The organism is Saccharopolyspora elongata, assembly GCF_004348985.1.
In the GTDB taxonomy this organism is placed as follows: Bacteria; Actinomycetota; Actinomycetes; order Mycobacteriales; family Pseudonocardiaceae; genus Saccharopolyspora; species Saccharopolyspora elongata.
Genome location: NZ_SMKW01000013.1, coordinates 128,761 through 153,421, shown reverse-complemented (window position 1 = coordinate 153,421; position 24,661 = coordinate 128,761). Strand labels below are relative to the sequence as shown.

Below are 24,661 nucleotides of genomic sequence, written 5' to 3'. Positions count from 1 at the left end.
GGTTGGGGGTGGTTGAGTGGGGGTCGCGTTGGCCAGGTGGAAGCCCCATTCGCCGAAGCTGGGCATCGCGATCTGGTACGGGACCGTGTTCAGGCCCGCCGACCTCATCGTCGACTCGATGCACCAGAACGCCTTCGGCGCGAAGAACGGCGACCCCGCCTGCACCACCACTCGCGCGTTCTCCGACATCGCGTGCCGGACCAGGCCGTAGAACTCCGTCGAGTACAGCTTCGCCGTCGCCGTGGAGTCCGCATCGGGCATGTCCACGAGCACCACGTCGTAGCGTTCGCGGTTGTCCCGCAGCCAGCTGAAGGCGTCCGCCGCGATCGCCCGCACCCGCGGGTCCGCGAAGGCGTCCTTGTTCAAAGTGGACACTCGAGGATCGGTGCGCGCCAGCTCCAGCACCGCCGGGTCCAGGTCCACCAGGGTGGCCTCGCGAACATCCGGGTACCGCAGCACCTCTCGCAGCGCCAGGCCGTCGCCGCCGCCCAGCACGAGCACCCGCTCCCGCGGCCCGGCCATCGCCGGGTGCACCAGCGCCTCGTGGTACCGGTACTCGTCCATCGAGCTGAACTGCAGGTCTCCGTTGAGGTACAGCCGGGTATCGCTGTTCCCGTTCAGCGAAACCGACTCGGTCAGCACGACGTCCTGGTACGGCGTGCGCTCCGAATGCACCACGGGGTCCGCGTACAGCGCCTGGCGCGCGGTGACCTCGAAGTCGTCGGCGAACGCGTAAGCCCCAACGAGCACGCCGCCGACCAGCACGGTCGCCCCGGTCAGCAGCAACGTCGCGCGCTTGGAGAGCTCCCGGCGGAAGACGGTCAGCACCAGCCCGATGCCGGCGGCGGCGTTGACCACGCCGACCAGCAACGCGCCCTGCACCTGCCCGAACAGCGGCAGCAGCAGGAACGGGAACGCCAGCCCACCGACGAGACCGCCGACGTAGTCGGCCGCGAACAGGTCGGCGACCGCGGAACCCGCGTCCTGCCGCCGGATCCGCTGCAGCAGCACCATCAACAGCGGGATCTCCGCGCCGATCAGCACGCCGAGCACGAGCGCGGTGGCGATCAGCGCGGGCATGTACAGGCTCAGCCACGCGAACGCGGCGTACAGCCCGAGCACGCTGATCCCGCCGAGCAGCGCGAGCAGCAGCTCGATGCCCGCGAACGCCGGAGCCGCCCAGCGCTGCAGGGGTTTCGCGGCGAGCGCGCCGACGCCCATCGCGAACACCATCAGGGACAGCACGATCGACGCCTGGCCGACGGTGTCGCCGATCAGGTAGCTGCCGAGCGCGACCAGCGCCAGCTCGTAGACCAGACCGCAGGCGGCGCAGATGAAAACGGCCACCAGCACCGCGGTCCGGGCGACCCTGCCGCGCGGCTTGACCGGACCGGCGGGCTCAACCGCCGGCTCGGCACTCACCGACACGCGCTGATCACCAGATCGAGGCGGCGATGATCACCGCGATCACCACGTGCGTGGTCGCCGAGACCCAGGTCGCCGGGTGCACGTTCGGGGAGGAGAGCTCGTCGCCGAGCTTGCCGGGCGTGACCGCGTCGATCAGCAGGAACGACAGGCTCATCAGGATGAGCCCGAGGAGACCGAAGACAAGGGTGTCGATCAGCCCGGCGATCAGGTCGTCGGCGCTGCCCACGATCGCGGTGGTCAGGATGATCCCGACCCCGATCAGGCCGGAGACCAGCAGCAACGCCGCGTTCGGGTTGCGCTGGACCCAGATCAGATCGCGAAGCTTGCCCGGCGTGGCCAGGTCGACGAGCACGTAGCCGAGCGCCATCATCGCCACGCCGACCACCCCGTAGGCGACGGCGGCGATCAGGCCGGCGAGCATTTCCTGGAGCAAGGTGAGGCCCTTCTGGTGTCGTGTTCGGTGCGGTCAGCGACGGGGACCTGCCGGCGGCGGCCCCTGCGGCGGCGGTGGCCAGGACTGCCGCGGACCTCCGGGCGGCGGAGGCCACCCCTGCTGCCCCGGCGTCGAGGGTCCTCGCGGCGGGTGCGGTCCGCTCGGCGGCGGTCCCTGCAACGGCGGTGCAGGCGGCGGCCCTTGCGATCCACCCGGTGGCGGGCCCTGCGGGCCAGGCGGGCCGCCCTGCGTTGGCGGCGCGGGCGGAGTGTCCGATGTGGACTTCTGCTTCGCACGAGCCCGGAAGCCCAGCAGCAGGCCGAGCACCACGACGACGCCCAGCCCGCCGAGCCACGTCCAGGGTACCCAGTCCGAACCGGAGCCATCGCCCTTCGGCAGCGGCGGGACCGAGGCGGTGCCCGACGCGTCCTCGGTCGCCCGCGGCGCCGTCAGCACGCCGTTCTCCACCAGCAGCAAGGGCAATCCGAGCGCGGCCTGCCCGGTCGCGGTCACCGGTTCCGCGGCCAGCGAGTCGGCGGTGACGCCGAGGTTCACGAAGTCGTCCGCGTCCAGCTGCGCGTCGAGGTCGCCGGACGCCGCGACCTTGATGTCGGCCGCGTCGACGTCGTCGTCGGTGTCGCCGGCCGCGACGAACACCTGGGTCTCGGCCCAGCGCGGGCAGCTGTCGGCCGGGACGCCGGGGCCGCGGCTGGAGCCCTGGTCGAACTGCTCCGTCGAGCCGTCGACCAGCTTCCAGCCGAAGCACACCCCGTGCGCCCGCTCCGCCTCCGCGAGCCGCTGCGCGAGCTGCTGCGCATCGGCGGGGGTGAACCGCTCGATCGGCGGCCCCGAGTAGCTCGTGCCGTCCAGGTAGTAGGTGGTTTCCTCCGAGGTGAAGGTGTTCTGCGCGGACTCGCCGCCGATCGTCCCGGCGACCGCCAGACCGACGGCGATGACGGCGCCCGCGGTCACGACGAGCCCGATCTTCTTGCCGCTCATTTGCCCGCTCCCGGCCCGCGGCCGCGGAAGCTCTCGCCGTGCGGGCTGCTCCAGCCCCAGACGCCGCCGACGTGGCTGTGGTAGCGGCGGTAGGCGCGGTCGGAGTCCATCAGGTGGATCACCGAGCCGGGCGCCTGCGGCTGGATGATCACCGCGTCGCCGGAGTACCGCAGGTAGATGCCCGACGAGTCGGCGTACTGGGACTGCGGGCGCCACTTCGAGGTGATCTCGGCGGCGACGACGCTCGGCGGTTTCGGGCTGGTGTAGGCCCGGTTGTCGGAGTCGCCGGACAGGTCGAGGTGGGCGGCGCGGGTGTAGTTCTTCGCGACGTAGCCGTGCGGCCCGGTGCCGGTGGAGAAGATCGTCACCAGCCCGATGATCAGGGCCAATACCGCGGCGGCGCCGGCGATCGCGAACCAGAAGCGAGGTTTCACCGGTCAGTCCGCCGTCGGGTAGATGAGCACGTCGTAGCGGCTGAGCGCTTCGCCGCTGCTGGCTTCCCAGTCGGCGCCGCCGTAGGACTCGAAGCCCAGCATCGATCCGTCCGAGGCCTCGTAGTCGTGGTAGCGCACGGTGCCCTGCTCGGCCAGGCCGGTGGTGGCCTCGCTGCGGAACTCGGCGCTGCCGGCTTCCTCGGAGTGGTAGGTGCGGCCGCCGAAGTCGATCGTCTTCGGGCCGGGCTCGCCGGCGTCGGCGACGGGTGTCCACAGCGAGAGGATCAGGTCCGGGTCCTCTTCCACGGCCAGCCACACCTGCCCGCCCTTGGCGTCGTCGAGCAGGTGCTCCGCCCAGGTCCAGCCGCCTTCGGAGAGCCGGACGGTGCCGCGGACGGTGTAGGTGCCGCCGCGCACCTCGACGATGTCGCCGGCCTTCAGCGCCCGCGGGTCGCCGCGCAGCGAGTCCTGGTCACCGGTGTGGAACGGATCGCCTGCCCGGGTTTCCGGTTTCGCGGCGGAGCGCTTGGCCCGCACCCCCATGATCACGGCGACCACCGCGACGACGATCAGCACGATGATCACGACGATCAGCGTTGCGGTCAGTCCGTTCACCCGTCCGCCTTCCCCTCGTGCGAGCGTCCGGCACAGAGCGTATTAGCCCACCCCCGACGTGATGACATCAATCGCCCAAATCGTGACCAGTTGAACGTTGAACGGACCAATCGGCGCGCCGAACGTGGCGAACGGCCCGTTCGCCTCACCCACCAGGCCGAAGCGAACGGACCGTTCCCGCCGCACAACAAGACGAACGGCCCGTTCACCTCACCCACCAGGCCGAAGCGAACGGACCGTTCCCGCCGCACAACAAGGCGAACGGCCCGTTCGCCTCCAAGAGCGAACGGGCCGTTCAGGTCGCGGGACTAGGCGGACAGCAGCTGGGCGCAGCGGATCAGGCCCAGGTGGGAATACGCCTGCGGGTGGTTGCCCAGGGAGCGCTCCGCGATCGGGTCGTACTCCTCCGACAGCAGCCCCGTCGGACCGGCCGTGTCGACGATCTGCTGGAACAGCTCCTCCGCCTCGGTGCGGCGGCCGATCAGCAGGTACGCCTCGATCAGCCAGGCCGCGCACAGGTGGAAGCCGCCCTCGTCGCCGGGCAGCCCGTCGTCGCGGCGGTAGCGGTACACGGTGGACCCGCTGCGCAGCTCCGCCTCGATCGCCGTGACGGTGGCCTGGAACCGCTCGTCGGACGGGTCGATCAGCCCGGACAGCCCGACGTGCAGCGACGCCGCGTCCAGGTCCGAGCCCTCGTAGGCGGTGGTGAACGCCTGCACGTCCGGGTGCCAGCCGTTCTTGACCACGTCCTGGCCGATCTGGTCGCGCAGCGGCGCCCACGACGGGTCGGCCTCACGGCCGTACGCGGTCGCCAGCTTCACCGCGCGGTCCAGCGTCACCCAGCACATGACCTTGGAGTACACGTGGTGGCGCGGCACGTCGCGCTCTTCCCAGATGCCGTGGTCGGGCTCGAACCAGCGGTGCGAGACGGCCTCGGCCATCGCCTTCACCAGGTCCCAGTCCACGTCCCGGATCCGGCCGGTGGCCTGCGCGAGGTGCGCGATCAGCTCCACCACGGGCCCGAACACGTCCAGCTGCACCTGCTGGTCGGCGAGGTTGCCGACGCGGACCGGCCGCGATCCGGCGTAGCCGGGCAGGCTGTCGATCACGGCCTCCGGGCCGAGCCCGGTGCCCTGCAGCGTGTACAGCGGGTGCAGCCGCTCCGGGCCGGGCAGCGTCTCCAGCACCCGGTGCAGCCAGTTCAGGAACGCCTCGGCCTCGTCCGTGGAGCCGAGCGTGACCAGCGCCTGCGCGGTCATCGCGCCGTCGCGCAGCCAGCAGTACCGGTAGTCCCAGTTGCGGACGCCGCCGATCTCCTCCGGCAGCGAGGTGGTGGCGGCCGCCATGATCCCGCCGGTGTCGGTGTTGCACAGCCCGCGCAGCGTCAGCGCGGAGCGGGCGACCAGGTCGCGCTCCACGTCGGGCAGCGACAGCGTCTTCATCCACTCCGACCAGTACCGGTCGGCCACGTCGCGGCGCTCGACCTCGGTGTCCGCCGACGACAGGTCGTCGGTGCCGCAGCGCAGCTCCAGCACGACCGGGTTGTCCTCGCGCGGGTCGACGACCGCGTGCGCGGATTCGTGCATGCCGTCGGAGCTGATCTCCCACTGCACGCCCGGCGAGTACAGCACCATCGGCTCGGCGGTGCCCTGCACCCGCAGCCCGCCGGCCTCGGCGGTCAGCCGAACCGGCACCTGCCCGAACTCGGGGCGCGGCGCGAACTCCACCGCCGCCGGCACGCCGCCGCTGATCACCCGCACCAGGTCGGTGCGGTGGCTGTCGGTGCCGTGCGCGAGGTAGTCCGTGACCAGCAGCCGCGACCAGCGGGTTTCCACGATCATGGTGTTCGGCACGTACCGCTGGCCCAGCGGCAGCGGGCTGCGCTGGGCGCCGTTGCCGCCCTGCGGGCGGATCGTGAAGTGCCCGGCGCCGGGGCCGCCGAGCAGGTCGGCGAACACCGCGGCCGAGTCGGGGCCGGGGTGGCACATCCAGGTCATCCGCGCGTCGGGGGTGACCAGGGCGACGGTGCGCTCGTTGGACAGCATCGTCAGCCGCTCGATCGGCGGGGCCTGCTCGCCGTAGAGCCAGGTGCGCCGTTCCTCCATCAGGAACGCGAGCACGGTCGCGACCTCGGTGGTGCTGTCGATCCGGTAGGTCGCCAGCGTGTCCCCGTCGCCGACCTTGATGCCCAGGTCGGGGCCGTGCAGCCGGGCGAAGGCCTTCTCGTCGGTGACGTCGTCGCCGAGGAAGATGGCCGCGGTGGCGCCGACCTGGTGGCGCAGCGCGTCGAGCGCGTTGCCCTTGTCGGTCTGCACCACGGCCAGCTCGATGACCGCCTTGCCCTCGGTGACCTGCACGCCTTCCCAGGCCGCCGGGCCGGTGCGGACGGTGTCCAGCACCTCCTCGGCGACCTCGGCTTCGGCGCGCCGGACGTGCACCGCGACGCTGGCGGGTTTGTTCTCCAGCGTGACGCCGGGTTTGCCGCGCACGATGTCCTGCAGGGCGATCTGCAGCTCCGTGCGCAGCTGGGTGGCTTCGGGTTCGAGTTCGTGCACGAACCCGACGTCGAACTCCGAGCCGTGGCTGCCGACCAGGTAGACCTCGGCGGGCAGCCGGGACAGGGTGGCGAGGTCGCGCAGCGCGCGGCCGGAGATCACCGCCGTGGTGGTCGCCGGCAGCGCGGCCAGCGACCGCAGGGCGTGCACCGATTCGGGTAGCGGTTTGGCCTGGGTGGGGTCCGCCACGATGGGGGCGAGGGTGCCGTCGTAGTCGCAGGCGACCAGAAGTCGAGGCGTCCGCGCGAGCTGCACGATCACGCGGCGCAGCTCGGCAGGAAGGGCTTCGGCGGTCAACGCCATACTCCTCAGGGGGGCGCGGTCAAGTCGTTTGTGGATCGATCCCGTTCGCGTCACGGTGGTGACCGTCGACGGCGAGCGGTTCGAACAAGTATCGCTGAGGCCGGGCCGTCCGTGTTGCGGACCGGTTACTCGCGGCTACTCCACGAGCGGTGCGCCCAACGCTTCGAGGAACGACCGCGCCCAGCGGTCGACATCGTGCGTGAGCACCTGCCTACGCAGTGCGCGCATCCTACGGCGTCCTTCGGCCTCGTCGATGTCGAGGGCCGCGAGCAACGCGTCCTTGACCCCGTCCAGGTTATGCGGGTTCACCAGGAACGCGCTCGTGAGTTCTGCCGCAGCACCGGCGAATTCGCTCAGCACCAGCGCGCCGCCGAGGTCGTGGCGGCAGGCCACGTACTCCTTGCACACCAGGTTCATGCCGTCCCGCACCGGCGTCACGACCATGACGTCGGCGGCGCAGTAGAAGGTCACCAGGTCCTTGCGGTCCACCGAGGTGTGCAGGTAGTGCACGGCTGGGTGGCCGACGCGGCCGAACTCGCCGTTGATCCGCCCGACCTCGCGCTCGATGTCCTCGCGCATCTGCTTGTAGTGCTCGACGCGTTCCCGGCTGGGCGTGGCGATCTGGATCATCGTGACGTCCTCGGCCTTGATGTGGCCTTCGGACAGCAGCTCGTGCATCGCGTGCAGCCGCACGTCGATGCCCTTGGTGTAGTCGAGGCGGTCGACGCCGAGCATGATCTTCCGCGGGTTGCCGAGCTCCGCGCGCAGCGTCTTCACGCGCTGCTGGATCTCCTTGGTGCGCGCCAGCTTGTCGAGCCCGGCGGCGGCAATGGAGATCGGGAACGCGCCGACGCTCACGGTGCGGTCGCCGACCTGCACGACGCCGGGCCGGGAGCGGACGCCGACCTGGCCGCGGCTGGGTTCGAAGCCGGCCAGCCGGCGGGCCAGCCACAGGAAGTTCTGCGCGCCGCCGGGCCGGTGGAAGCCGACCAGGTCGGCGCCGAGCAGCCCGCGCACGATCTCGGTGCGCCACGGCAGCTGCATGAACAGCTCGACCGGCGGGAACGGGATGTGCAGGAAGAACCCGATGCGCAGGTCGGGCCGGAGCTCCCGGAGCATCGCCGGGACCAGCTGCAGCTGGTAGTCCTGCACCCACACCGTCGCGCCTTCGGCGCTGACCGCGGCGGCGGCCTCCGCGAACCGCTTGTTGACCCGACGGTAGGCGTTCCACCAGGCGCGGCTGTACACCGGCGGCACGACCACGTCGTGGTACAGCGGCCACAGCGTGGCGTTGGAGAATCCCTCGTAGTACTCGGCGAATTCGTCCGCCGACAGCGGCACCGGGTGCAGCTGCAGGCCGTCGTCGCTGAACGGTTCGACCTCGATGTCGGCGACGCCGGGCCAGCCGACCCACGCGCCGCGCCGGGCGCGCAGGAACGGCTCCAGCGCGGTGACCAGCCCGCCGGGGCTGTGCCGCCAGCGTTCCGTGCCGTCGTCGAGGCGTTCCAGATCCACCGGCAGCCGGTTCGCGACCACGACGAAGTCCGCTCGATCGGGCGTGCTGCCCATGCTCACCGGTATTCCTCCCGCCGTGTCGGCCACCTGTCGCGAGGCTAGCCAATCTAGCCTGCTGCTGCGTGCTGCGTGTGGTGCAAACCGGGTCGGTCGGCCCGTGGGTCGTCCGGCCCGTCGGAACGCCGCCGGAAGACCCGCAACCGATCAGTCGATCCGGCGGTTGGCGGGGCGCAGCGGGCCGGACATCCGCGGCCCGGCGAACCGGCGTTCCAACCTACCGAGCCGGGAGCGGACCGGCTGCGCGAGATATTCGCCGAGCACCACGCCGGCGCCGAGCGCGAGTCCGGTGGCGACGGCGAGCATCAGCGTGGCGACGCCGGTCGGGCTGCCGAGCACGGACAGCTCGTACAGGCCGCGGTAGGTCGCGAATCCGGGCAGCAGCGGCGCGACGCCGGAAACGGCGATCACCAGCGCGGGGATCCGCAGCCGCCGCGCGATGATCCCGCCGATGAATCCGACCACGGTCGTCGCCACGGCGCCGGCGAGCACGGTGTGCACGTCGATCAGCGTCAGCAGCGAGTGCACCGCCGCGGCCACGCCACCGCCGATCCCGGCCGCGAGCAGCGGCCGCGGCGGCGCGTAGCTGGCGAGCGCGAAGCATGCCGACGTGGACGCACCGGCGAGCATCTGCACGGGCAGGTGCAGGGCCGGTGCCAGCACTTCGGCACGCCCGAGGCTCTGCGCGTCCAGGCTGCCGACGGACTCGCCGCCGATGCGCAAGCCGATGTACAGCGAAAGCACGACGCCGGCGATCAGGCCGGCGGACATCAGGGCCAGCTCGGCGATCCGTCCGGCCGCGGTGACGTTGTAGCCGGTGATGGCGTCCTGCATGGAACCGACCACGGTCATACCGGACAACAACACGATGATGCTCGCCGCGATCGCCAACGCGGCGTTGTCGAGCATGCCGGTGGCGTAGCAGCCCAGCGCGACCGCGGTGGCGATCGCCCCGCCGACGGCCTGTTGGAAGAAGAACGGCAGCGCGCGCCTGTTCAGCAACCGCCCGACGCGGTCCACCAGCGCGGTCGATCCGGCGGCGACCAGCGGCAGCAGCGGGGTGGAGCCGCCACCGAGCAGCACGGCCAGCGAGGCGGCCATGCCGGCCCAGGACAGCGTGGCGACCCAGCGGGGGAACGGGTGCGGAGCAGTGGTGATCCGGTCCAGCTCGGCGTAGGCCTCGGCGGCGGTCAGCTCGTTGGCGGTGATCCGCCGCAGCAGCTCCTCGACGTCGGCGAGGCGCGTGTAGTCGAGGGAGCGGTTGCGGACCACGCGCAGTGAGGTGATCGGCGGCAGGTCGGTGCCTCGGTAGGTGGACACCGTGATCGACGTGTAGATGACGTCGACCTCGGTGTGCGGCAGACCGTAGGCGGTGACGACGGCGATGATCGTCGCGGTCACGTCCGAGGCGCCGGCCCCGCTGGCCATCTGCACCTCGCCGATGCGCAGCCCGAGGTCGAGCACGAGGTGGACGGTGGATTCGTCGGGCAGAGCCGGCCCGTAGACGACGTTGCGAGTCCCGGGCGGCATGGTCAGTTCCGGGTCGCGCCGCCGCAGCACACCGCGGGCGCGGTGCGTGATTCCCACTGCTGGTCTTCCTTCCTGCCGGGCCGTCTTGCGAACGGGCCGCCGTGCCTGATCTTCCCCTCGGGCATCGCCTGTCATGAGCCGACCGTTGCACTCCCAATCTGTGTCGTCCATCACTGATTTCCGGCCAGTCGTCGACCGCACCGGGAGTCACCACCCGGCGCCGATCGCGCGGCCGCTTTCCACCCCGGGCGGATGGACGCATACGATGTCCCCGCACGACGGAAGTGCATGCCGCTGTAGCTCAGTTGGTAGAGCGCCCGCCTTGTAAGCGGACGGTCAGGGGTTCGAGTCCCCTCAGCGGCTCCGACGGTACCTGACCTGCGCTTTTGACGAAATCAGACGATCTGTCGATTGCAGCACAACAACGCCCCGCCCGGCATCGGCCGAGCGGGGCGCATTCGTTCCAACGGCCGGACCTGAAGTTCCGGCAGCTCATGCCTCGTGAGTGGTTTGGATCGCTATGACGATCCAAACCACTCACGACCACCTACCGGCGGAACCCACCAGCCTTGACCTTGCCGAGGAAGCCGTCGAACGAACGCGCGTCGAAGACCAGCGCGGGGCCACTCGGGTCCTTGGAGTCGCGAACCGCAGTCGCGCCGGAAACGAAAGCAACCTCGACACAGACGCCGCCGCTACCGTTGCTCCGGCTGCTCTTGCGCCACACAGCGTTGGAGTCGCGAAGCCCGGCGACCTCGACGCAGTTGTCGTTCCCGCTGCTGTAGCTGGACTTCCGCCAGGTCACCGGTCCCAGGTCAGGGGCACGCATGGCACTGCTCCCTCACTCAAGCTCGTTGGCTCGTTGTTCGAGTAGCCGCGCTGACTCCCTGTCATCGAGCGCCGCAACTCTGAGCCTATCGAAAGCTTGAACGTACACGTTGGTGTGACTTGGACGATCCAGGTAATCGGCATCGGTCAAGCCTTCGAGGCACGCGTAGGTCGCGACCGGGTCAGCAAGGTGGAGCACCGTGAACGGAGTACCGATGGCGACGTGCTCGCCTCGGCTGTACGGCAAGATCTGAACAGTGACGTGCCGAAGGTCGGCCAGCTCGCGAATGCGCCGCAATTGCGCGCGTAGGACGTCCCGGCCGCCGACCTCGCAACACAAGACGCCTTCACCAAGAACAACCGAGATCTCGCGGGCATCGTTGCGCACGATCATCTCGCCGCGCTGGGTGCGTTCGGCTGCTCGCTCATCGATCTCCGACGATGGCGTGAGCAGGGACGTCGAAAGAACTGCACGCGCGTAGTCCTCGGTCTGCATGATCCCTGGCACTAGATCGACCTTGTACGCCTTGACTTCTGCAGCGGCGGCTTCCAGCGCCGTGTAGGTCCTCGCCCAGTCAGGAACGCGGCTTGGACGGTCCCGTTTGCGGGCATCCGACGCCAGCCGACGGAGTTTCTCAGCTTCATCCGCATCCACCACGCCGAACAGGTCGATCAGGACATCCATCTCGGCCGCGGCGATCGTCAGCTCGCCCTTCTCAACACGAGTGAGCTTGCCGGAGTACCAGTCGAGCCGGTCCGCGATCACCTTGGGCTTGATCTCGTTCCGTTCGCGGAGTTCGCGAAGCAGCAGGCCCAGCTGGACACGCCGAACCGCCGGGTTGTTCTCCGGAGTAACCATCGCTCCCTCTCGTCGTCTGTCCGCGTCGCATCTTGCCCTGCCCGATCTCGGGCATCCACAAGATCGCCCGTCCAGGTAATATCAAACCTGCAATTGCAAGTTGTAGTTTGGCGTCACTGTTGGTTCAGCTGAGTCCGCCGAGGTAACTGGGGCAGATGCGACGGCGGGCGGATCGCGAGGGGAGACAGTGTTGGTAGCGAACGACATGAGGCCCGATCCCTGGCTGGTTCCGCATCTGGATGCGTTGCGGGCGAGCGTTCTGGCCGGGTTCCGGTTCTTGCACCTTCCTCGGTTCGACGATGTCCTTGTCCTGCAAGGACTTCGGATCGCACACGGGGCGATGGACATGTTCCGGGCGAGTTCGGCCGACGATGCGCTCGCGGCGCGGTTCCGCGTCGAGGACCTGGAAAGCAGCTCCCCGCAAGCGGTTTGGCACCGGTACGGGCCGGTCGCCGAAGCCGTCCGCGCGTTGCTTGAGCTGCCGCCGCACGGTTCGCCCGGCGCGCCGAGCCTGGCACGGTCGCGGTCGCTGTGGCTTCCCGGCGATGACCTGCTTCGGAACGGAGGACTGGGATGACCTGGCTGCTGTGGTTCTTCGCGGGATACGTGCCCGGCCTCGCCGTGCTGGTCATCGCACTGTGCCGGCTGCACGGACGCGAGCCGACCGGTCAGCACTCCGGCTCCGGCGACGGTGCGCTGACCGTCGAGCGCCTCATCGCGCGCGTCGAAAACGACCAGGTGTCAACGGATTGCTACGGCAGGCACGCGCTGCGCGATCCGGGTCTGTTCCGGGTGGCGGTGTAGCCATGGCCGCGAATTCCAAGCCACCGCGCGTGGTCCGGGTGAAGCACACCAAGCCGAATCGGTTCCTGCCGATGGCCTGGCGCGTCGAACGACTCTCGCCCACCGAGGCCTACACCATCCGCTGGGGACGCGGCGCGGGCTACTTCACCGTCCATCGCGGCGACATCGGCAGCTCCCCCGACGACGCCCACCCGATCGACACCGTCCACATAGGTCACGACTGGGCGGACGAGACCGACGTGGCCGCCCAGCTCCGGACCTGGTTGCGCCACAAGGCGAATCCCCGTCGCCGAACGGCGTGACCGAGACTCCGCCCGATGCCGCCTCCCCCCGACCCCGAGGCATCGAGCGGACGGCCGGTCGGCGCAGGCCCCGCGCCGACCGGCCACCCAGCACCGCCATTCGCCGGGAGACCGGTCAGAGCTGGAATTGCTCGAGGTGGCGTGGGTCGAGGACCCGGCCCCGGTCTCCGAGGATGTTCTGCAGGGTGGCGACGACCTCGCGGTTGACGCTGTCGTGCACTTCCGGCTTGTCCAGGGCCGTCACCAGGTCGTCGTGGTGGCAGGGGACGACGATCCGGGGCCAGCCCAGCGCCTCGAGCACGCGTTCGAAGTAGTCGTGCACCGCCGCGTTGCCGCTGGAGCCGAGGACGAGCACATCCGGCCTGGCCCCGGCGACCTCCCGCTCGACGAAGTTCGCGGTGCCGCTGAGGAACATCACGCGCAGCCGGTCTCCCACGGTGACTTGGTAGCCCAGCGAGCCGCCCTCGACCAGTTCCCCGACCGTCGTCGGTTTCTTCGGTGGCGCGGTCAGGGTCCCGGCGGGAGCGAAGCCGTAGCCGCCCAACTGGCTGTGCAGGCTGCGGAACACCTCGATGGTGTACGCGGGGCGCGGCTGTTCGGGGCTGCGCAGCGGGAAGCGCAGGTGCTCGCCGCCGGTGACCAGCACCAGGTCGGCCTCGCGCGCCACCGGGATTCCCATCGCGCGCACCAGGTTCAGGTGCGTTTCGCCGCCGAGGACCCGGATGCGCTGGCCGGTCCACTTCGGATGGTTCAGCAGCGACGGGACGTCGGCGAGGTGGTCCCAGTGCCCATGCGTGAGCAGGATGAACTCCGGCGCACCACCCAGGTGATCGTCGATGACCCAGTCGATGATCCGCGAGTTGACCTCCAGCGGGTACCGCATGTCCATCCGGCCGTCGGGGCCCGCGTACTTCTGGCGCGTGAGGTACGGGTCGATGAGCAGCCGGTGCCCGTCGAAGGACATCTCCCAGCCCGCTATGCCCAGCCACCGCAGGTGCACCCCGCTGCGGCCGCTCGGTCCCGACACCGCCGCCAGTGCGGCGTTCGGCGCCGGCCCCGAGCACGCGGCGGTGAGCGCGGCCGTACCGGCCAATCCGGCGGCCACTGTCGTCCGCAGCACGTTCCTCCGGCTCACGCCGTTGGCGGGCGCGGCACACGATGTGCACATGGTCGGTCCTCCCCATTGCGGGCGGCGGCTTCTGCGGCCCGCCTTGATCAAATTGAGCGGGAGCGTACCAAACGAACTGGTTCGTTCGATACGACTTTGGCAGACTGCCCATGCCATGCCTCGAGACGCCACGCCCACCAAGAAGCGGATCCTCGCCGCCGCCGTCGCCGAGTTCGCCGAGCACGGCATCAGCGGCGCGCGCATCGACCGCATCGCGACGCGGGCCGAAGCCAACAAGCGCGCGATCTACGACCACTTCGGCGACAAGCGGGAGCTGTTCGGCATCGTGCTCGCCGACCAACTCGACCGGCTGGCCGGGGAGGTCGAGCTGCACGCCGACCGCATTCCCGAATTCGTGGGCGAACTGTTCGACTACTGCGCCGCCCACCCGGAACTCGTTCGCCTCGTGCAGTGGGAGGCCCTGTCGCTACCGGCGAACCAGGCGCCCAACCACGCCAGGCGCTCGGCCAGCTACCAGGTCAAGGTGGACGCCATCGCCGAAGCCCAACGGCGGGGCCACGTCGACCCGGGGCTCGACCCCCGCCGGATCCTGCTGCTCCTGATCGGCATGGCCGAGTGGACGCTGTACGTCCCCCAGCTCGCCACCATGATCGCCGGTGAGCCCACGAACACCCCGGAACAACGCGCCGACCACCGGGCCTTCCTCGTCGCCCTCGCCCAGCAGCTGCTCCAGCCCCGGGACCACCCCGAGTCGTGAGTGATCGTTCCGGTAAGAACCGGAATTCCCACTCACGACTCGGAGGACCGCTCAGCTCGGGTGCTTGATGCTCTCGATGATGCGGGCGAAGCCCTCCTTGCCGTGCCCGGCGTCGATCTGGCGCTGGATCAGGTTCTGCACCATGCCGATCACCTCGGTGCTGATGCCCTGGGCGGCGCTGGCGTCGATGATGTCGCCGAGACTGGAGAACTCCAGGCTCTGCTGCCCTTCCACGGTGTAGTCACCGCCATCGATCACGGCGGCGAACCCGGCGAACCCACCGGTCATGGCCGACAACCAGGCCGCCGACCGCTCGGCGAAGTCACCCGCCGACACCCCAGCCGGTGCCACCATGGCCGCACCGTGCACGAATCCGGCGAACATCACGTACATCCCCGACAGCAGCGCGAGGTCGTAGAGCGACGCCGCCCCGGCGTCCTCGCCGAAGTAGGCGCTCTCGCCCCACAGGTCCAGCAGCGACCGGTGCTGTTCGAAGGCGGCCACCGACCCGCTGTAGAGGATCGACGACCCCGGCCGGCCGATCATCGACGGGACGGCCATGACGCCGCCGTCCAGGTACACCACGCCGTGCCCGGCGGCCCAGGCCGCGAACTCCCGGGACTGCTCCGGCGTGGTCGTGGTGACGTTGACCAGCGTCCGGCCGGCGAGCTCGTCGACCACCGGGTCGAGGACCTCGTGGACCGAAGCCGCGTCGTACAGGCAGGCCACCACCACGTCCGCGGCGGCCACCGCCTCGCGAACCGATCCGGCGGCGACCGCGCCCCGGTCGACCAGCGCGTCGGCCTTGCCCGCCGACCGGTTCCAGACCGTGGTCGGATACCCGGCCTCGACGACCGCGGCGGCCAGCGCGCCGCCCATGGCGCCCAGACCGAGAAGGCTTACTCGGGAATTCTTTTCGTTGCTCAACTTCGACACTCCTCGGTGCTTCTTCCGATGCCGGAATCGTTTCCGCAACCGATGAGGCCCACAAGTACCGACTAATTAGTGGGGTACTTACTTTCTGGGAAGTGATGAGCGAGCGGGTGGCCGGTCGGCGCATGCCCCGCGCCGACCGGCCATCCGGGTAGGACCTGCGTCCAGGTCCCGCAGGCGCCGGTTTCGCGCGAAAACGCCATTCCCACGCGTGCCAGATGACGGTTTCGCGCGAAAACGGCGCCCCGCCCGAGCCCAACCGTCAGCGGCCCTGCAGGGACTTGACGTTGTTGCCGAAGGTCCAGGACTTCGAGCCGTCCCAGTTGATCGACCAGGTCATCAGGCCCTTCAGGCCGCCGTTGTAGTTGTTCCACGCCTGGGCCACCAGGCCCGGCGACATGTAGCCGCCGCCCGCGCCCGGCTGGGCGGGCAGGCCGGGAACCTGCTTGTCGTAGGGCACCTTGATCGTGGTGCCCTGGATGACCAGGCCGTTGTTCAGGCAGTCCGTCTGCACCACGAAGCCCTCGACCGTGCCCGCCTGGTACGAATCGCCGGAGCAGCCGTACATGCTGCCGTTGTAGTACTGCATGTTCAGCCACCACAGCCGGCCGTTGTCCGCGTACTTCTTCACGATCGGCAGGTACGCGCCCCAGATCGATCCGTAGGTCACGCTGCCGCCGGTGACGTACGCGGTCTCCGGCGCCATCGTCAGGCCGAAGTTGGCGGGCATCTTGGCGAGCACGCCGTCGATGATGCGGATCAGGTTGGCCTGCGACGGCGAGAGCTCGTTGATGTTGCCGCTGCCGCTGAGGCCGGTCTCGATGTCGATGTCGATGCCGTCGAAGTTGTACTTCTGCAGGATCGGGACCACCGTCTCGACGAACCGGTCGGCGACGGCGCTGGACGACAGGTCGATGCCCGCCGTGGCGCCGCCGATCGACATCAGGATCGTCAGCCCGTTCGCTTTGGCCTCGCACATCTCGGCAGGCGTGGCCACCTTCACCGTGCTGTCCATCCCGTCTTCCCACAGGACGGTGCCGTCCGAGCGGATGACCGGGAACGCCGCGTTGATCACGTTGTAGCCGTGCTCGCGGATGGCCGGGTCGGTGATCGGCGTCCAGCCGAACGGCGGGTGCACGCCGTTGGCCGCGCCGTCCCAGTTCTCCCAGTAGCCGTGCAGCACCTTGCCCGCGGGCTTCGACTTCACCGGGCACGTCTCGGCCGCAGGAACCGGGTTCGCGGCGTTCGCCACCGGCTGTGCCTCGGTCCCTGCCGCGACCTGCGGGATCGACAACGCGGCGACGAACGCCGCCACCAGCCCGGTTCTCAGCAGACGTTTCGTCCGACCGCTCATTCCCGAATCCCTTCGCGACAGGACCAATTCCGCAATTGGTCCGGTGTTCATCCGTTCGCCATCAAGAACTTTTATGACAAATTTCGCGGCCGGAAACAAGATTGCAGGAAAAGTGGTATTTACCAATTTGACCGAAAGTCGCGCGAGATCGCCGGGCCCGGCCCGGGGCCGCATGATGGCGCCATGGGCACCCGAACCACGTTGACCGACAAGCTCTTCCGCGTCGCCGTGCTGCTCAAGGGCCTGGACGGCGCCGTGCAGCTGATCGCCGGGGTGCTGCTGATCTTCTTGTCCCCCAACACCATCACGCGGCTCGCCCACGCCGTCGTCACGCGGGACCTGCTGGGCCCGCCGACCGGGCCGCTGGCCGGGCACTTCGAGGAGGCCCTGCAGCACTTCGCCGGCGGCAACCGGACGTTCGTGATCACCTACCTGATCGCCCACGGCGTCATCAAGATCGGCCTGGTGATCGGCCTGCTCGGCAAGATCATGCCGCTGTACCCGGTGGCGATGGTGGCGCTGGGCCTGTTCGTCGTCTTCGAGGTGCTGCGGGCGGTGCAGACGAAGTCGGTGGTGCTGCCGCTGTTCGCGGCGCTGGACGTGGCGATCATCGTGCTCGTGCTCCGCGAATACCTCGAATTGCGCCGCCGGAACCAGTGACCGGGCCGTCGAACTGCGCCACGCTGGAAGCACCGGGAACTCCGCAGTTTCAATTGAAACTGCGGAGCCGGCTCCGGAGGTGGGCCATGCGACGACGGCGCGACGAGGCCGTGCTGATCACCGATGCGGCACCGTCCCTCGACGACGAGCAGCGGCACCGCAAGCGGGTCTACGCCGTGCTGATGGTGGTGCACCTGGTCGGCTTCACCGCCGCCGGGCTGCTGGCGCACTTCTGGTTGCTGGCGATCGGCATCGTGGTCGTCACGGGCGCGCTGCCGTGGATCGCCGTCGTCCTCGCCAACGACCGCGCGTCCCGGCGCGACAGGCCGCGCGCAAAGCGTGGTGGCAGCCCCGAAATCGAGGACCGCCACCACGACCAGATCGATATTTGACGTCGTCGTCAGGACTCGTCGCCGACCCGGCGCTTGCGCAGCACCAGGAGCAGTAGGATCCCGGCCAGCAGCAGCGCAGCGCCGACGATCGTCAGCGGACCTGCCGGTGAACCGGTGGTCGCCAGGTGGTGCGGGTTCGACGTCGATCCGCCGTCACCGCCGCAGATACCGTCACCGCCGCCGGGCAGCGGCTGCCGCCCGTGCAACGTTCCTGATCACGCGGGGCAGCGTAGATGTCCTAATAGGACATTGCTGACCAGCTGACATACCCCATTGCGGGGGCAATCACTTCAGCTCGCAAGCCCGTCAGCCGGATGCGATCACGCGCGGTTCGGCAGCGCCCGCCCGACGCCGGGCCCCGCGAGCCCGACCCGCTCCGGCGAAAAGGGAATCGATCCCGATCGCGTTTCGCGGATCCGCGAAATACGGGAATTCGCGACGGCGGCCCGACTTCCGCGACCTCCGGACATCTTGATCAATTTCGATCTTTCACCAGCAATTGGCGAATTGTGCTCAAGCGATGGACATCTTCACTCGATCGAGTGAAGAGTCTCCTCTCGGTTCGAACCAGCTGTGCCCTCGTGAACCGAAGGAGATCAGCGTGTCGCTCGCCCGAAACCTCGCCGGACTCGCCGGAGCAGTGTTGGCCGTCGCCGCCTTCGCCGCCCCGGCCCAAGCGGAGACGCCGTCGCCGGACGTCTCCACCAAGATCATCGACGGCCGGGAGGTGGACAGCGCACCCTGGGCGGCGCGGCTGTTCGCCAACGGCCAGGAGAACTGCAGCGCCACCATCATCGCCCCGGAGTGGGTGCTCACCGCCGAGCACTGCGTCGCCGGCGGCGGTTCCCTCAGCTTCAACATCGGCAACGTCGACCAGACGCAGGGCGAGCGCGCCAACGCCAAGCCCGGCGGAGTCCACACCCACGACTCCGCCGACCTCGCGCTGGTGAACATCGACCACGCGGTCCAGACCGAGTACGCCCCGCTGGGCTCGGTCGGCGACGTCCAGGTCGGCCAGACCGTGCAGACCTACGGCTGGGGCGCGACCTGCACCGACCAGCCCGAGATCCAGTGCCAGTCGCGGATCCTGAAGGTCGCCGACGTGAACGTGACCGACATCGCGTGCAGCGACTACCGCGGCGGCACCGCGGTGTGCGCCACCCGCGGCGACGGCATCCCGGCCGGCGGCGACTCCGGCGGCCCGATGTTCTCCGGGAACGTGCAGGTGGGCGTGGCTTCGACCAGCGACCGCCAGTCGAACACGGCCTACACCAACATCACCGAGTACCGCGACTGGATCCAGTCGATCGCGGGCGTGTAGATCAAGATCGCGTAGCGGTCCGTCCGGGTGCCTCCAGGCCCCGGGCGGACCGCTTGTGCATTGATGTTCACCCGATCCGAGCAGTTTTTCGGACTATCTGAGAACTTCTTCTTGATGCATCCCGACGGCGCCGCGGAATTCAGCGTTTGCGCAGGTCAAAGCCGCACTGAATGGATTGATCTAGCAATCCGAAGACGATCGGTAGCATCGCGCCGAAGCGCATTGCAACGTTTGTGTAGTGCTTCTCACGTGTAAAATCGTGTCTCTCCTGGTAGACGGATAGTTATCGCGTCGGGAGCCTGACGCGTTACGGATGTTCTGTTAAGTTGGCAAAGCATGACCGGCGACAAACCGAGCCATAACATCGACAAACGGAATGGCGACAGCGGTTCAGCCGGACGGTTGGAGATCGATACTCCGGTCGTCGCGGACGGCCCTGAGCTCTACCGAATCACCCGTGATTCGGCAGTGCTCGATGTGAACTCGTCCTACGCATATTTGTTGTGGTGCCGGGACTTCGCGCAGACCTCCGCGGTGGCACGCACCGACGGTGCGGTCGTGGGATTCGTGACCGGTTACATCCGGCCGGACGCCCCCGACACGCTCGTCGTGTGGCAGATCGCCGTCGATGCATCCCAGCGCGGTGGTGGCGTGGCGGGCCGACTCCTCGGCCACCTGGTGGACCGCGTGCTGCCGCGCGGTGTGCGGTACCTGGAGACGACGATCACGGCTGACAACGCTGCATCGATCAACCTGTTCACGGCGCTGGCGCGCAAGCGCTCGGCCGGCCTGGAACGCAGCGAGCTGTTCACCGCCGACCTGTTCCCTGATGCGCACCTGGGGGAGGACCTGTACCGCATCGGGCCTTTCGAGCCCGTTCCGGCGGCCGCCGCCGGAGCCTGACGGCCGCCGTCCTGGCACGAAATCTTGTTCTTGAAGTGCCGGGCGCGCGCACAACGCGCTGCCTGGCCGAACGGAGGATCGTGAACGACATCTTCGCAACCCTGGAATCGGAAGTACGCAGCTACAGCCGCACCTGGCCGACGGTCTTCGACCGCGCCGGTGGCAGCTACCTCTACGACGAGGACGGCACCGGGTACCTGGACTTCTTCGCCGGTGCCGGCGCGCTCAACTACGGGCACAACAACCCGCTGCTGAAACGAAAACTCATCGAGTACATCGAGCGCGACGGCGTCACGCACGGCCTGGACCAGTCCACTGTGGCCAAGCGCGCGTTCCTGGAAACCTTCCGGGACAACGTGCTCGAACCGCGCGGGCTGAACTACAAGGTCCAGTTCCCCGGCCCGACCGGCACCAACTCGGTGGAGTCGGCGCTGAAGCTGGTTCGCAAGATCACCGGCCGGGAATCGATCATCAGCTTCACCAACGCCTTCCACGGCATGACGCTGGGTTCGCTGTCGGTGACCGGCAACTCGATGAAGCGCGGCGGCGCCGGCATCCCGCTGGTGCACGCCACGCCGATGCCCTACGACGACTACTTCGACGGCCAGGTCCCGGACTTCCTGTACTTCGAGAAGATGCTGGAGGACAGCGGCAGCGGCCTCAACGAGCCCGCCGCGGTGATCGTCGAGACGCTGCAGGGCGAAGGCGGCATCAACTCGTCGCGGCCGGCGTGGCTGCGCGGGCTCTACGAGCTCTGCCAGAAGCACGGCATGCTGATGATCGTCGACGACGTGCAGATGGGCTGCGGCCGCACCGGTCCGTTCTTCAGCTTCGAAGAGGCCGGCATCCAGCCGGACATCGTCTGCCTGTCCAAGTCCATCGGCGGCTACGGGCTGCCGCTGGCGCTGACCCTCATCAAGCCGGAGCACGACGTCTGGGAGCCGGGCGAGCACAACGGCACGTTCCGCGGCAACAACCCGGCGTTCGTCACCGCCACCGAGGCCCTGAAGCAGTACTGGGCCGACGACTCGCTGGAGAAGTCCACCATCGCCAAGGGCGAGCGGGTCGGCGAGGTGCTCGAGGAGCTCGCCGCCAAGTACGGCGCGGTGGCCAAGGGCCGCGGGCTGGCGCGCGGGCTCGGCTTCGAGGACACCGACGTGGCGGGCAAGGTCTCCAAGGCGGCCTTCGACCGCAAGCTGCTGGTGGAGACCTCGGGCCCGAGCAGCGAGGTCATCAAGATCATGCCGCCGTTGACCGTTTCGGATGACGAACTGGAGCAGGGTCTTCAGATCATCCGCGACTCGGTCCACTCTGTGCTGGCCTGATCCGGCACTCCGCGTCGTGGAGCGAACGGACCGTTCGCCTCGCCAAGAGGCGTGAACGGACCGTTCGCTCCGCTGCGGCAGAACTGCAAGTTGATCCACTGGAGGAACTGTGATCGTCCGGCACCTGTCGGAAATCGACGACACCGACGCCGACATCAAGACGGAGAACTGGCGCAGCAAGCGCATCGTGCTGGCCAAGGAGAAGGTCGGCTTCTCGGTGCACGAGACCACCCTCTACGCCGGCACGGTGAACGACTTCTGGTACGCCAACCACATCGAGGCGGTCTTCATCACCGAAGGTGAGGGCGAGATCGAGGACAAGGCGACCGGCGAGGTCCACCAGCTCAAGCCGGGCTCGCTGTACCTGCTGAACAACCACGACAAGCACCAGGTCCGGCCGCGGACGACCATGCGCACGGTGTGCGTGTTCAACCCGCCGGTGACCGGGCGCGAGGTGCACGACGAGAACGGCGTGTACCCGCTGGTCGTGGAGGACGACGAGACGCCGGTCGCCGGCTGAATTCGCTGTTCGAGCTTGTGAACCGCCCGTGGCGGGTAACCGGAAGTGGTTGCCCGCCACGTGCGTTGACGGGTCTTCCCACGCGATGACGTGGGAAGTTGCGGGCGCATACGTGCGCCGCTTCTAACCGAGGAACCGAGAACTGGCGGCGGTGCCACCTGCACCGACCGCTCCGGCGGGAATTCGCGAAGGAGGCGCAAACCATGACCGTCGCTGATCTGAGCACCCAGGATCGTTATCCGACCCGGGTGAGCGCCGAGCCGGCGTTGATCCGGCGAGAGGACCCCACCGTCTGGCCCGGCGTGACGGCCGGCCCGGCGACCGCGGAAGAGCTCGCGGCCTACCAGGCCAAGGGCTTCCACGTCGTCGAGGGCCTGCTGTCGCCAGCCGAGGTCCAGACCTACTGGCAGGAGCTGGAACGGCTCACCAGGGACCCGGCGGTGCGGGCCGATGAGCGGACCATCGTGGAGCACAGCTCCGACGAGGTCCGTTCGATCTTCGAGGTGCACCGGATGAGCGAGCTGATCGCGGAGCTGGTGCGCGATCCGCGAGTGCTGGACCGGGCCAGGCAGATCCTCGGCTCGGACGTGTACGTGCACCAGAGCCGGATCAACTACATGCCCGGCTACCGGGGCACGGGCTTCTACTGGCACTCCGATTTCGAGACCTGGCACGCCGAGGACGGCATGCCGGCGATGCGCGCGGTGAGCATCTCGATCGCGCTAACCGACAACTACCCGTACAACGGCGGGCTGATGATCATGCCGGGCTCGCACCGGACGTTCGTGTCCTGCGTGGGCGAAACGCCGGACGACAACTACAAGTCGTCGCTGAAGCAGCAGCGCATCGGGGTGCCGACGGAGGACGACATCACGAAGCTGGCCTACGAGCACGGCATCGAGCAGTTCACGGGCCAAGCGGGGTCGGCGCTGTGGTTCGACTCGAACTGCATGCACGGCTCGGGGAACAACATCACGCCGTTCCCGCGCTCGAACATCTTCGTGGTGTTCAACAGCGTGGAGAACGAGCTGGTGGAGCCGTTCGCGGCGAGCAACCCCCGCCCGGACTTCGTCGCCTCCAGAAGAACGATCCCGATCCAACGCTGACCGGCGGAAGTGCGGGGCACCTGCGACCCCGGGTGCCCCGCACCACAGCCTCGGGTGGGCTCAGTGCGCCACGCGGCCTCTCTGCGGGCTCCGGTGGGTTTCCGATTTTGCCTAAAATTGGGAGCCCGACTCACCCACGGCGTGTCGGGACGGTTCCCAATTTTAGGCAAAATCGGGATTCTGGAAGCGCACGTCCGCATTGCGGAAGGTCAGCGGATGGGGTGGGCTGCGAGGATCGCGCCGACCTGGTCGGCCACCTCCGGGTCGAGCATCGGGTAGCGGCCTCCCGCCACGAAGCGCTCCGAGAGCTCGAAGGTGACCACTTCGCCTTCCGCCAGCAACTGGCCCGCCGCCACCGGGTCCAGCGCGACGTTGTCCGGGTGCGTGACCGTGATGTCGGCGAATGTCGCCGCCAGGTACGGGCTCGCGAACTGGGTGAACGAGTCGCCGACCATCCGCACCGGCCGGTCGATCACGCCCGGCAGCGCCGGCGACTCCAGGTGCAGCGGCTGGTGGAAGTCGCTGGGCTTGAACTGCGTGTTGTCCTCCGGCCCGCCGTCGGGCGCCAGCGAGTACGCCTGGATCGGCACGGTCCGGTCCTGCCCGAGCAGGTCCGGGATGTCGGCGCTGTGCGGGTACTGCCGGGACGGCCGGATCAGCCAGCTGCTCGTCACGCCCGGCCGCAGGCGTTCCGCGAGCTGGTAGGTCATGGCGATGCCGCCCTCGTGGGTCCAGTGCGTGTCGATGTCGTGGTAGATCGGCCGCTGGTTGCGCGCCGCGACCTCGCGCAGCTGGGCGCGCAGGTCCACCGCGCCGGTCGCGGCGGGCAGCCGGCGCCAGAACTCGTCGCGGACCTGCGTCGAGCAGTCCTTCCCGGCGTAGCCGTCCGGCATGTTCTCCGGGTAGACGGTGGACTTGTCCGGGGCGATGACCAGCTGGAACTCCCGGCCCGACGCCTCCACCACGGCGCGCCAGCGCCGCAGCCCGGCGATCACCTCGTCCAGGGTCCGCTTCGGCACGCACCGGTACGCCACGTCGTGGCCGAGGTACAGCCAGCCGTTCTTGCCCTCGATGACGGCGGGGAACACGTTCTCGTTGATCGGCGGTTTCTCGTCCACCTGCCCGGCACCTATCGGCGAGGTGTGCGAGCCGCCGGCCAGCCGCGCGGGCTCGCCGAACACGCCGCGGCTGAGCGCGTCGACCGACTGCACGGCGCCCTTGCGGAACGGCAGGTTGTCGGTGGCCCACGCGTTCAGCCCGGTGAAGAACCCCCAGCCTTCGGTGACGCTGGGGAAGGCCGCGAGCGGGCGGTTCTCCAGCTGCTCGGCACGCGCGCCGAAGACCCAGGTCACCACCGGCGCGGTGAAGAACAGCACCGCGCACACCAGCGCGGCCAGCTGGCGCCTGCCGTGCCGGGGCCGGTGCAGCGGGTGTTCCCGCGGCAACCACGCCTCGTGGACCGGGGGAAGATCGGAATGCTCCTGCCGCGACACGGCACCACGTTAACCGGGCACGCACCGCAACCGGCCCAGAACTCGCGGATTCCCGGCGCCTCGGTGCGCAGCGGTGGAATTTCCTGGTTCGGCGGTAGCGTCCGCG

Annotated in this window: 26 protein-coding genes and 1 tRNA gene; 12 read left to right on the top strand and 15 right to left on the bottom strand. The window is 69.0% G+C overall.

Annotated elements, in window-relative coordinates; translation table 11 throughout:
• From E1288_RS12920 to E1288_RS12885, 8 genes are all read right to left on the bottom strand, one after another.
• Positions 1-1,422, bottom strand: a 1,422-nt coding sequence (locus tag E1288_RS12920) for a polyamine aminopropyltransferase (protein ID WP_235883522.1), incomplete at its 3' end; no start/stop codon positions are given.
• Positions 1,423-1,435: 13 nt separating this feature from the next.
• Complete coding sequence (locus E1288_RS12915) at positions 1,436-1,849, bottom strand: DUF350 domain-containing protein (RefSeq protein WP_235883521.1); 414 nt, start codon at positions 1,847-1,849, stop codon at positions 1,436-1,438.
• A 45-nt stretch (positions 1,850-1,894) separates the two neighbouring features.
• Complete coding sequence (locus tag E1288_RS12910) at positions 1,895-2,860, bottom strand: hypothetical protein (protein WP_132484618.1); 966 nt, start codon at positions 2,858-2,860, stop codon at positions 1,895-1,897.
• Positions 2,857-3,294, bottom strand: coding sequence for a DUF4247 domain-containing protein (locus tag E1288_RS12905; protein ID WP_132484616.1), 438 nt, complete (start codon positions 3,292-3,294; stop codon positions 2,857-2,859). The genes E1288_RS12910 and E1288_RS12905 overlap by 4 nt, the downstream gene beginning before the upstream one ends.
• A 3-nt stretch (positions 3,295-3,297) precedes the next feature.
• Entirely contained in the window at positions 3,298-3,909 is a 612-nt protein-coding gene (locus E1288_RS12900; protein ID WP_132484614.1) for a DUF4178 domain-containing protein, read from the bottom strand.
• Positions 3,910-4,217: 308 nt separating this feature from the next.
• Complete coding sequence (otsB, locus tag E1288_RS12895) at positions 4,218-6,767, bottom strand: trehalose-phosphatase (RefSeq protein ID WP_132484612.1); 2,550 nt, start codon at positions 6,765-6,767, stop codon at positions 4,218-4,220.
• Between the two features lie 135 nt (positions 6,768-6,902).
• Positions 6,903-8,336, bottom strand: a complete 1,434-nt coding sequence (locus E1288_RS12890; protein ID WP_207954328.1) for an alpha,alpha-trehalose-phosphate synthase (UDP-forming) — start codon at positions 8,334-8,336, stop codon at positions 6,903-6,905.
• Positions 8,337-8,486: 150 nt separating this feature from the next.
• The gene (locus tag E1288_RS12885; protein ID WP_132484608.1) at positions 8,487-9,926 is read right to left on the bottom strand and encodes a threonine/serine exporter family protein; all 1,440 of its coding nucleotides are present in this window, start codon (positions 9,924-9,926) and stop codon (positions 8,487-8,489) included.
• A 233-nt stretch (positions 9,927-10,159) separates the two neighbouring features.
• Here E1288_RS12885 and E1288_RS12880 point away from each other — a divergent pair.
• Positions 10,160-10,232 (top strand) — tRNA-Thr (locus tag E1288_RS12880).
• A gap of 184 nt (positions 10,233-10,416) precedes the next feature.
• On the opposite strand, the gene E1288_RS12875 is transcribed toward E1288_RS12880, so the two are convergent.
• Positions 10,417-10,698 carry a DUF397 domain-containing protein gene (locus tag E1288_RS12875; protein ID WP_132484606.1) on the bottom strand — a complete coding sequence of 94 codons (282 nt, stop codon included), beginning with the start codon at positions 10,696-10,698 and terminating at the stop codon, positions 10,417-10,419.
• Positions 10,699-10,710: 12 nt separating this feature from the next.
• Complete coding sequence (locus tag E1288_RS12870; protein WP_132484604.1) at positions 10,711-11,556, bottom strand: DUF5753 domain-containing protein; 846 nt, start codon at positions 11,554-11,556, stop codon at positions 10,711-10,713.
• Positions 11,557-11,743: 187 nt separating this feature from the next.
• Between E1288_RS12870 and E1288_RS12865 the strand changes: the two genes are divergently transcribed.
• Genes E1288_RS12865 through E1288_RS12855 form a run of 3 tightly spaced genes read left to right on the top strand, consistent with a single transcriptional unit; the run spans position 11,744 to position 12,662 of the window.
• Positions 11,744-12,133, top strand: coding sequence for a hypothetical protein (locus tag E1288_RS12865; RefSeq protein ID WP_235883520.1), 390 nt, complete (start codon positions 11,744-11,746; stop codon positions 12,131-12,133).
• Positions 12,130-12,360 (top strand): hypothetical protein, encoded by a 231-nt coding sequence (locus E1288_RS12860; RefSeq protein WP_132484602.1) that lies wholly within the window; start codon positions 12,130-12,132, stop codon positions 12,358-12,360. Before E1288_RS12865 ends, E1288_RS12860 begins: the two co-directional genes overlap by 4 nt.
• Positions 12,361-12,362: 2 nt before the next feature.
• The gene (locus tag E1288_RS12855; protein WP_132484600.1) at positions 12,363-12,662 is read left to right on the top strand and encodes a hypothetical protein; all 300 of its coding nucleotides are present in this window, start codon (positions 12,363-12,365) and stop codon (positions 12,660-12,662) included.
• Positions 12,663-12,777: 115 nt separating this feature from the next.
• On the opposite strand, the gene E1288_RS12850 is transcribed toward E1288_RS12855, so the two are convergent.
• Positions 12,778-13,830, bottom strand: a complete 1,053-nt coding sequence (locus E1288_RS12850; protein WP_165968085.1) for an MBL fold metallo-hydrolase — start codon at positions 13,828-13,830, stop codon at positions 12,778-12,780.
• A 115-nt stretch (positions 13,831-13,945) separates the two neighbouring features.
• Here E1288_RS12850 and E1288_RS46875 point away from each other — a divergent pair, with 115 nt between their 5' ends.
• Positions 13,946-14,548, top strand: coding sequence for a TetR family transcriptional regulator (locus E1288_RS46875; protein ID WP_165968084.1), 603 nt, complete (start codon positions 13,946-13,948; stop codon positions 14,546-14,548).
• 51 nt (positions 14,549-14,599) lie between these two features.
• Here E1288_RS46875 and E1288_RS12840 read toward each other — a convergent pair whose 3' ends face one another.
• On the bottom strand, positions 14,600-15,475 hold the full coding sequence (locus tag E1288_RS12840) for an NAD(P)-dependent oxidoreductase (protein ID WP_132484596.1): 876 nt from the start codon (positions 15,473-15,475) through the stop codon (positions 14,600-14,602).
• 268 nt (positions 15,476-15,743) lie between these two features.
• Positions 15,744-16,835: a chitinase gene (locus E1288_RS12835; RefSeq protein WP_132484594.1), complete on the bottom strand. Its 1,092-nt coding sequence runs from the start codon at positions 16,833-16,835 to the stop codon at positions 15,744-15,746.
• A gap of 183 nt (positions 16,836-17,018) precedes the next feature.
• On the opposite strand from E1288_RS12835, the gene E1288_RS12830 reads away from it, so the two are divergent.
• Positions 17,019-17,495, top strand: a complete 477-nt coding sequence (locus E1288_RS12830; protein ID WP_132484592.1) for a DUF2127 domain-containing protein — start codon at positions 17,019-17,021, stop codon at positions 17,493-17,495.
• An 86-nt stretch (positions 17,496-17,581) separates the two neighbouring features.
• Positions 17,582-17,887: a DUF3099 domain-containing protein gene (locus E1288_RS12825; protein WP_132484590.1), complete on the top strand. Its 306-nt coding sequence runs from the start codon at positions 17,582-17,584 to the stop codon at positions 17,885-17,887.
• Between the two features lie 8 nt (positions 17,888-17,895).
• Here the strand turns inward: E1288_RS12825 and E1288_RS12820 are convergent, their stop codons facing one another.
• On the bottom strand, positions 17,896-18,093 hold the full coding sequence (locus tag E1288_RS12820) for an LPXTG cell wall anchor domain-containing protein (protein WP_132484588.1): 198 nt from the start codon (positions 18,091-18,093) through the stop codon (positions 17,896-17,898).
• A gap of 395 nt (positions 18,094-18,488) precedes the next feature.
• Between E1288_RS12820 and E1288_RS12815 the strand changes: the two genes are divergently transcribed.
• The 5 genes from E1288_RS12815 to thpD all read left to right on the top strand — a co-directional run bounded on the left by E1288_RS12815 (position 18,489) and on the right by thpD (position 23,062).
• Positions 18,489-19,208, top strand: a complete 720-nt coding sequence (locus E1288_RS12815) for a S1 family peptidase (protein WP_132484586.1) — start codon at positions 18,489-18,491, stop codon at positions 19,206-19,208.
• 402 nt (positions 19,209-19,610) lie between these two features.
• A complete protein-coding gene (ectA, locus tag E1288_RS12810; protein WP_132484584.1) occupies positions 19,611-20,111 on the top strand; it encodes a diaminobutyrate acetyltransferase in 501 nt (166 codons plus the stop codon).
• Positions 20,112-20,191: 80 nt separating this feature from the next.
• Positions 20,192-21,436, top strand: a complete 1,245-nt coding sequence (gene ectB, locus E1288_RS12805; RefSeq protein WP_132484582.1) for a diaminobutyrate--2-oxoglutarate transaminase — start codon at positions 20,192-20,194, stop codon at positions 21,434-21,436.
• Between the two features lie 109 nt (positions 21,437-21,545).
• Positions 21,546-21,956 (top strand): ectoine synthase, encoded by a 411-nt coding sequence (locus E1288_RS12800; protein WP_132484580.1) that lies wholly within the window; start codon positions 21,546-21,548, stop codon positions 21,954-21,956.
• 203 nt (positions 21,957-22,159) lie between these two features.
• Positions 22,160-23,062: an ectoine hydroxylase gene (gene thpD, locus E1288_RS12795; RefSeq protein ID WP_132484578.1), complete on the top strand. Its 903-nt coding sequence runs from the start codon at positions 22,160-22,162 to the stop codon at positions 23,060-23,062.
• A gap of 209 nt (positions 23,063-23,271) precedes the next feature.
• Here thpD and E1288_RS12790 read toward each other — a convergent pair whose 3' ends face one another.
• Positions 23,272-24,555 carry an alginate O-acetyltransferase AlgX-related protein gene (locus E1288_RS12790; protein WP_132484576.1) on the bottom strand — a complete coding sequence of 428 codons (1,284 nt, stop codon included), beginning with the start codon at positions 24,553-24,555 and terminating at the stop codon, positions 23,272-23,274.
• Between the last annotated feature and the right edge of the window lie 106 nt (positions 24,556-24,661).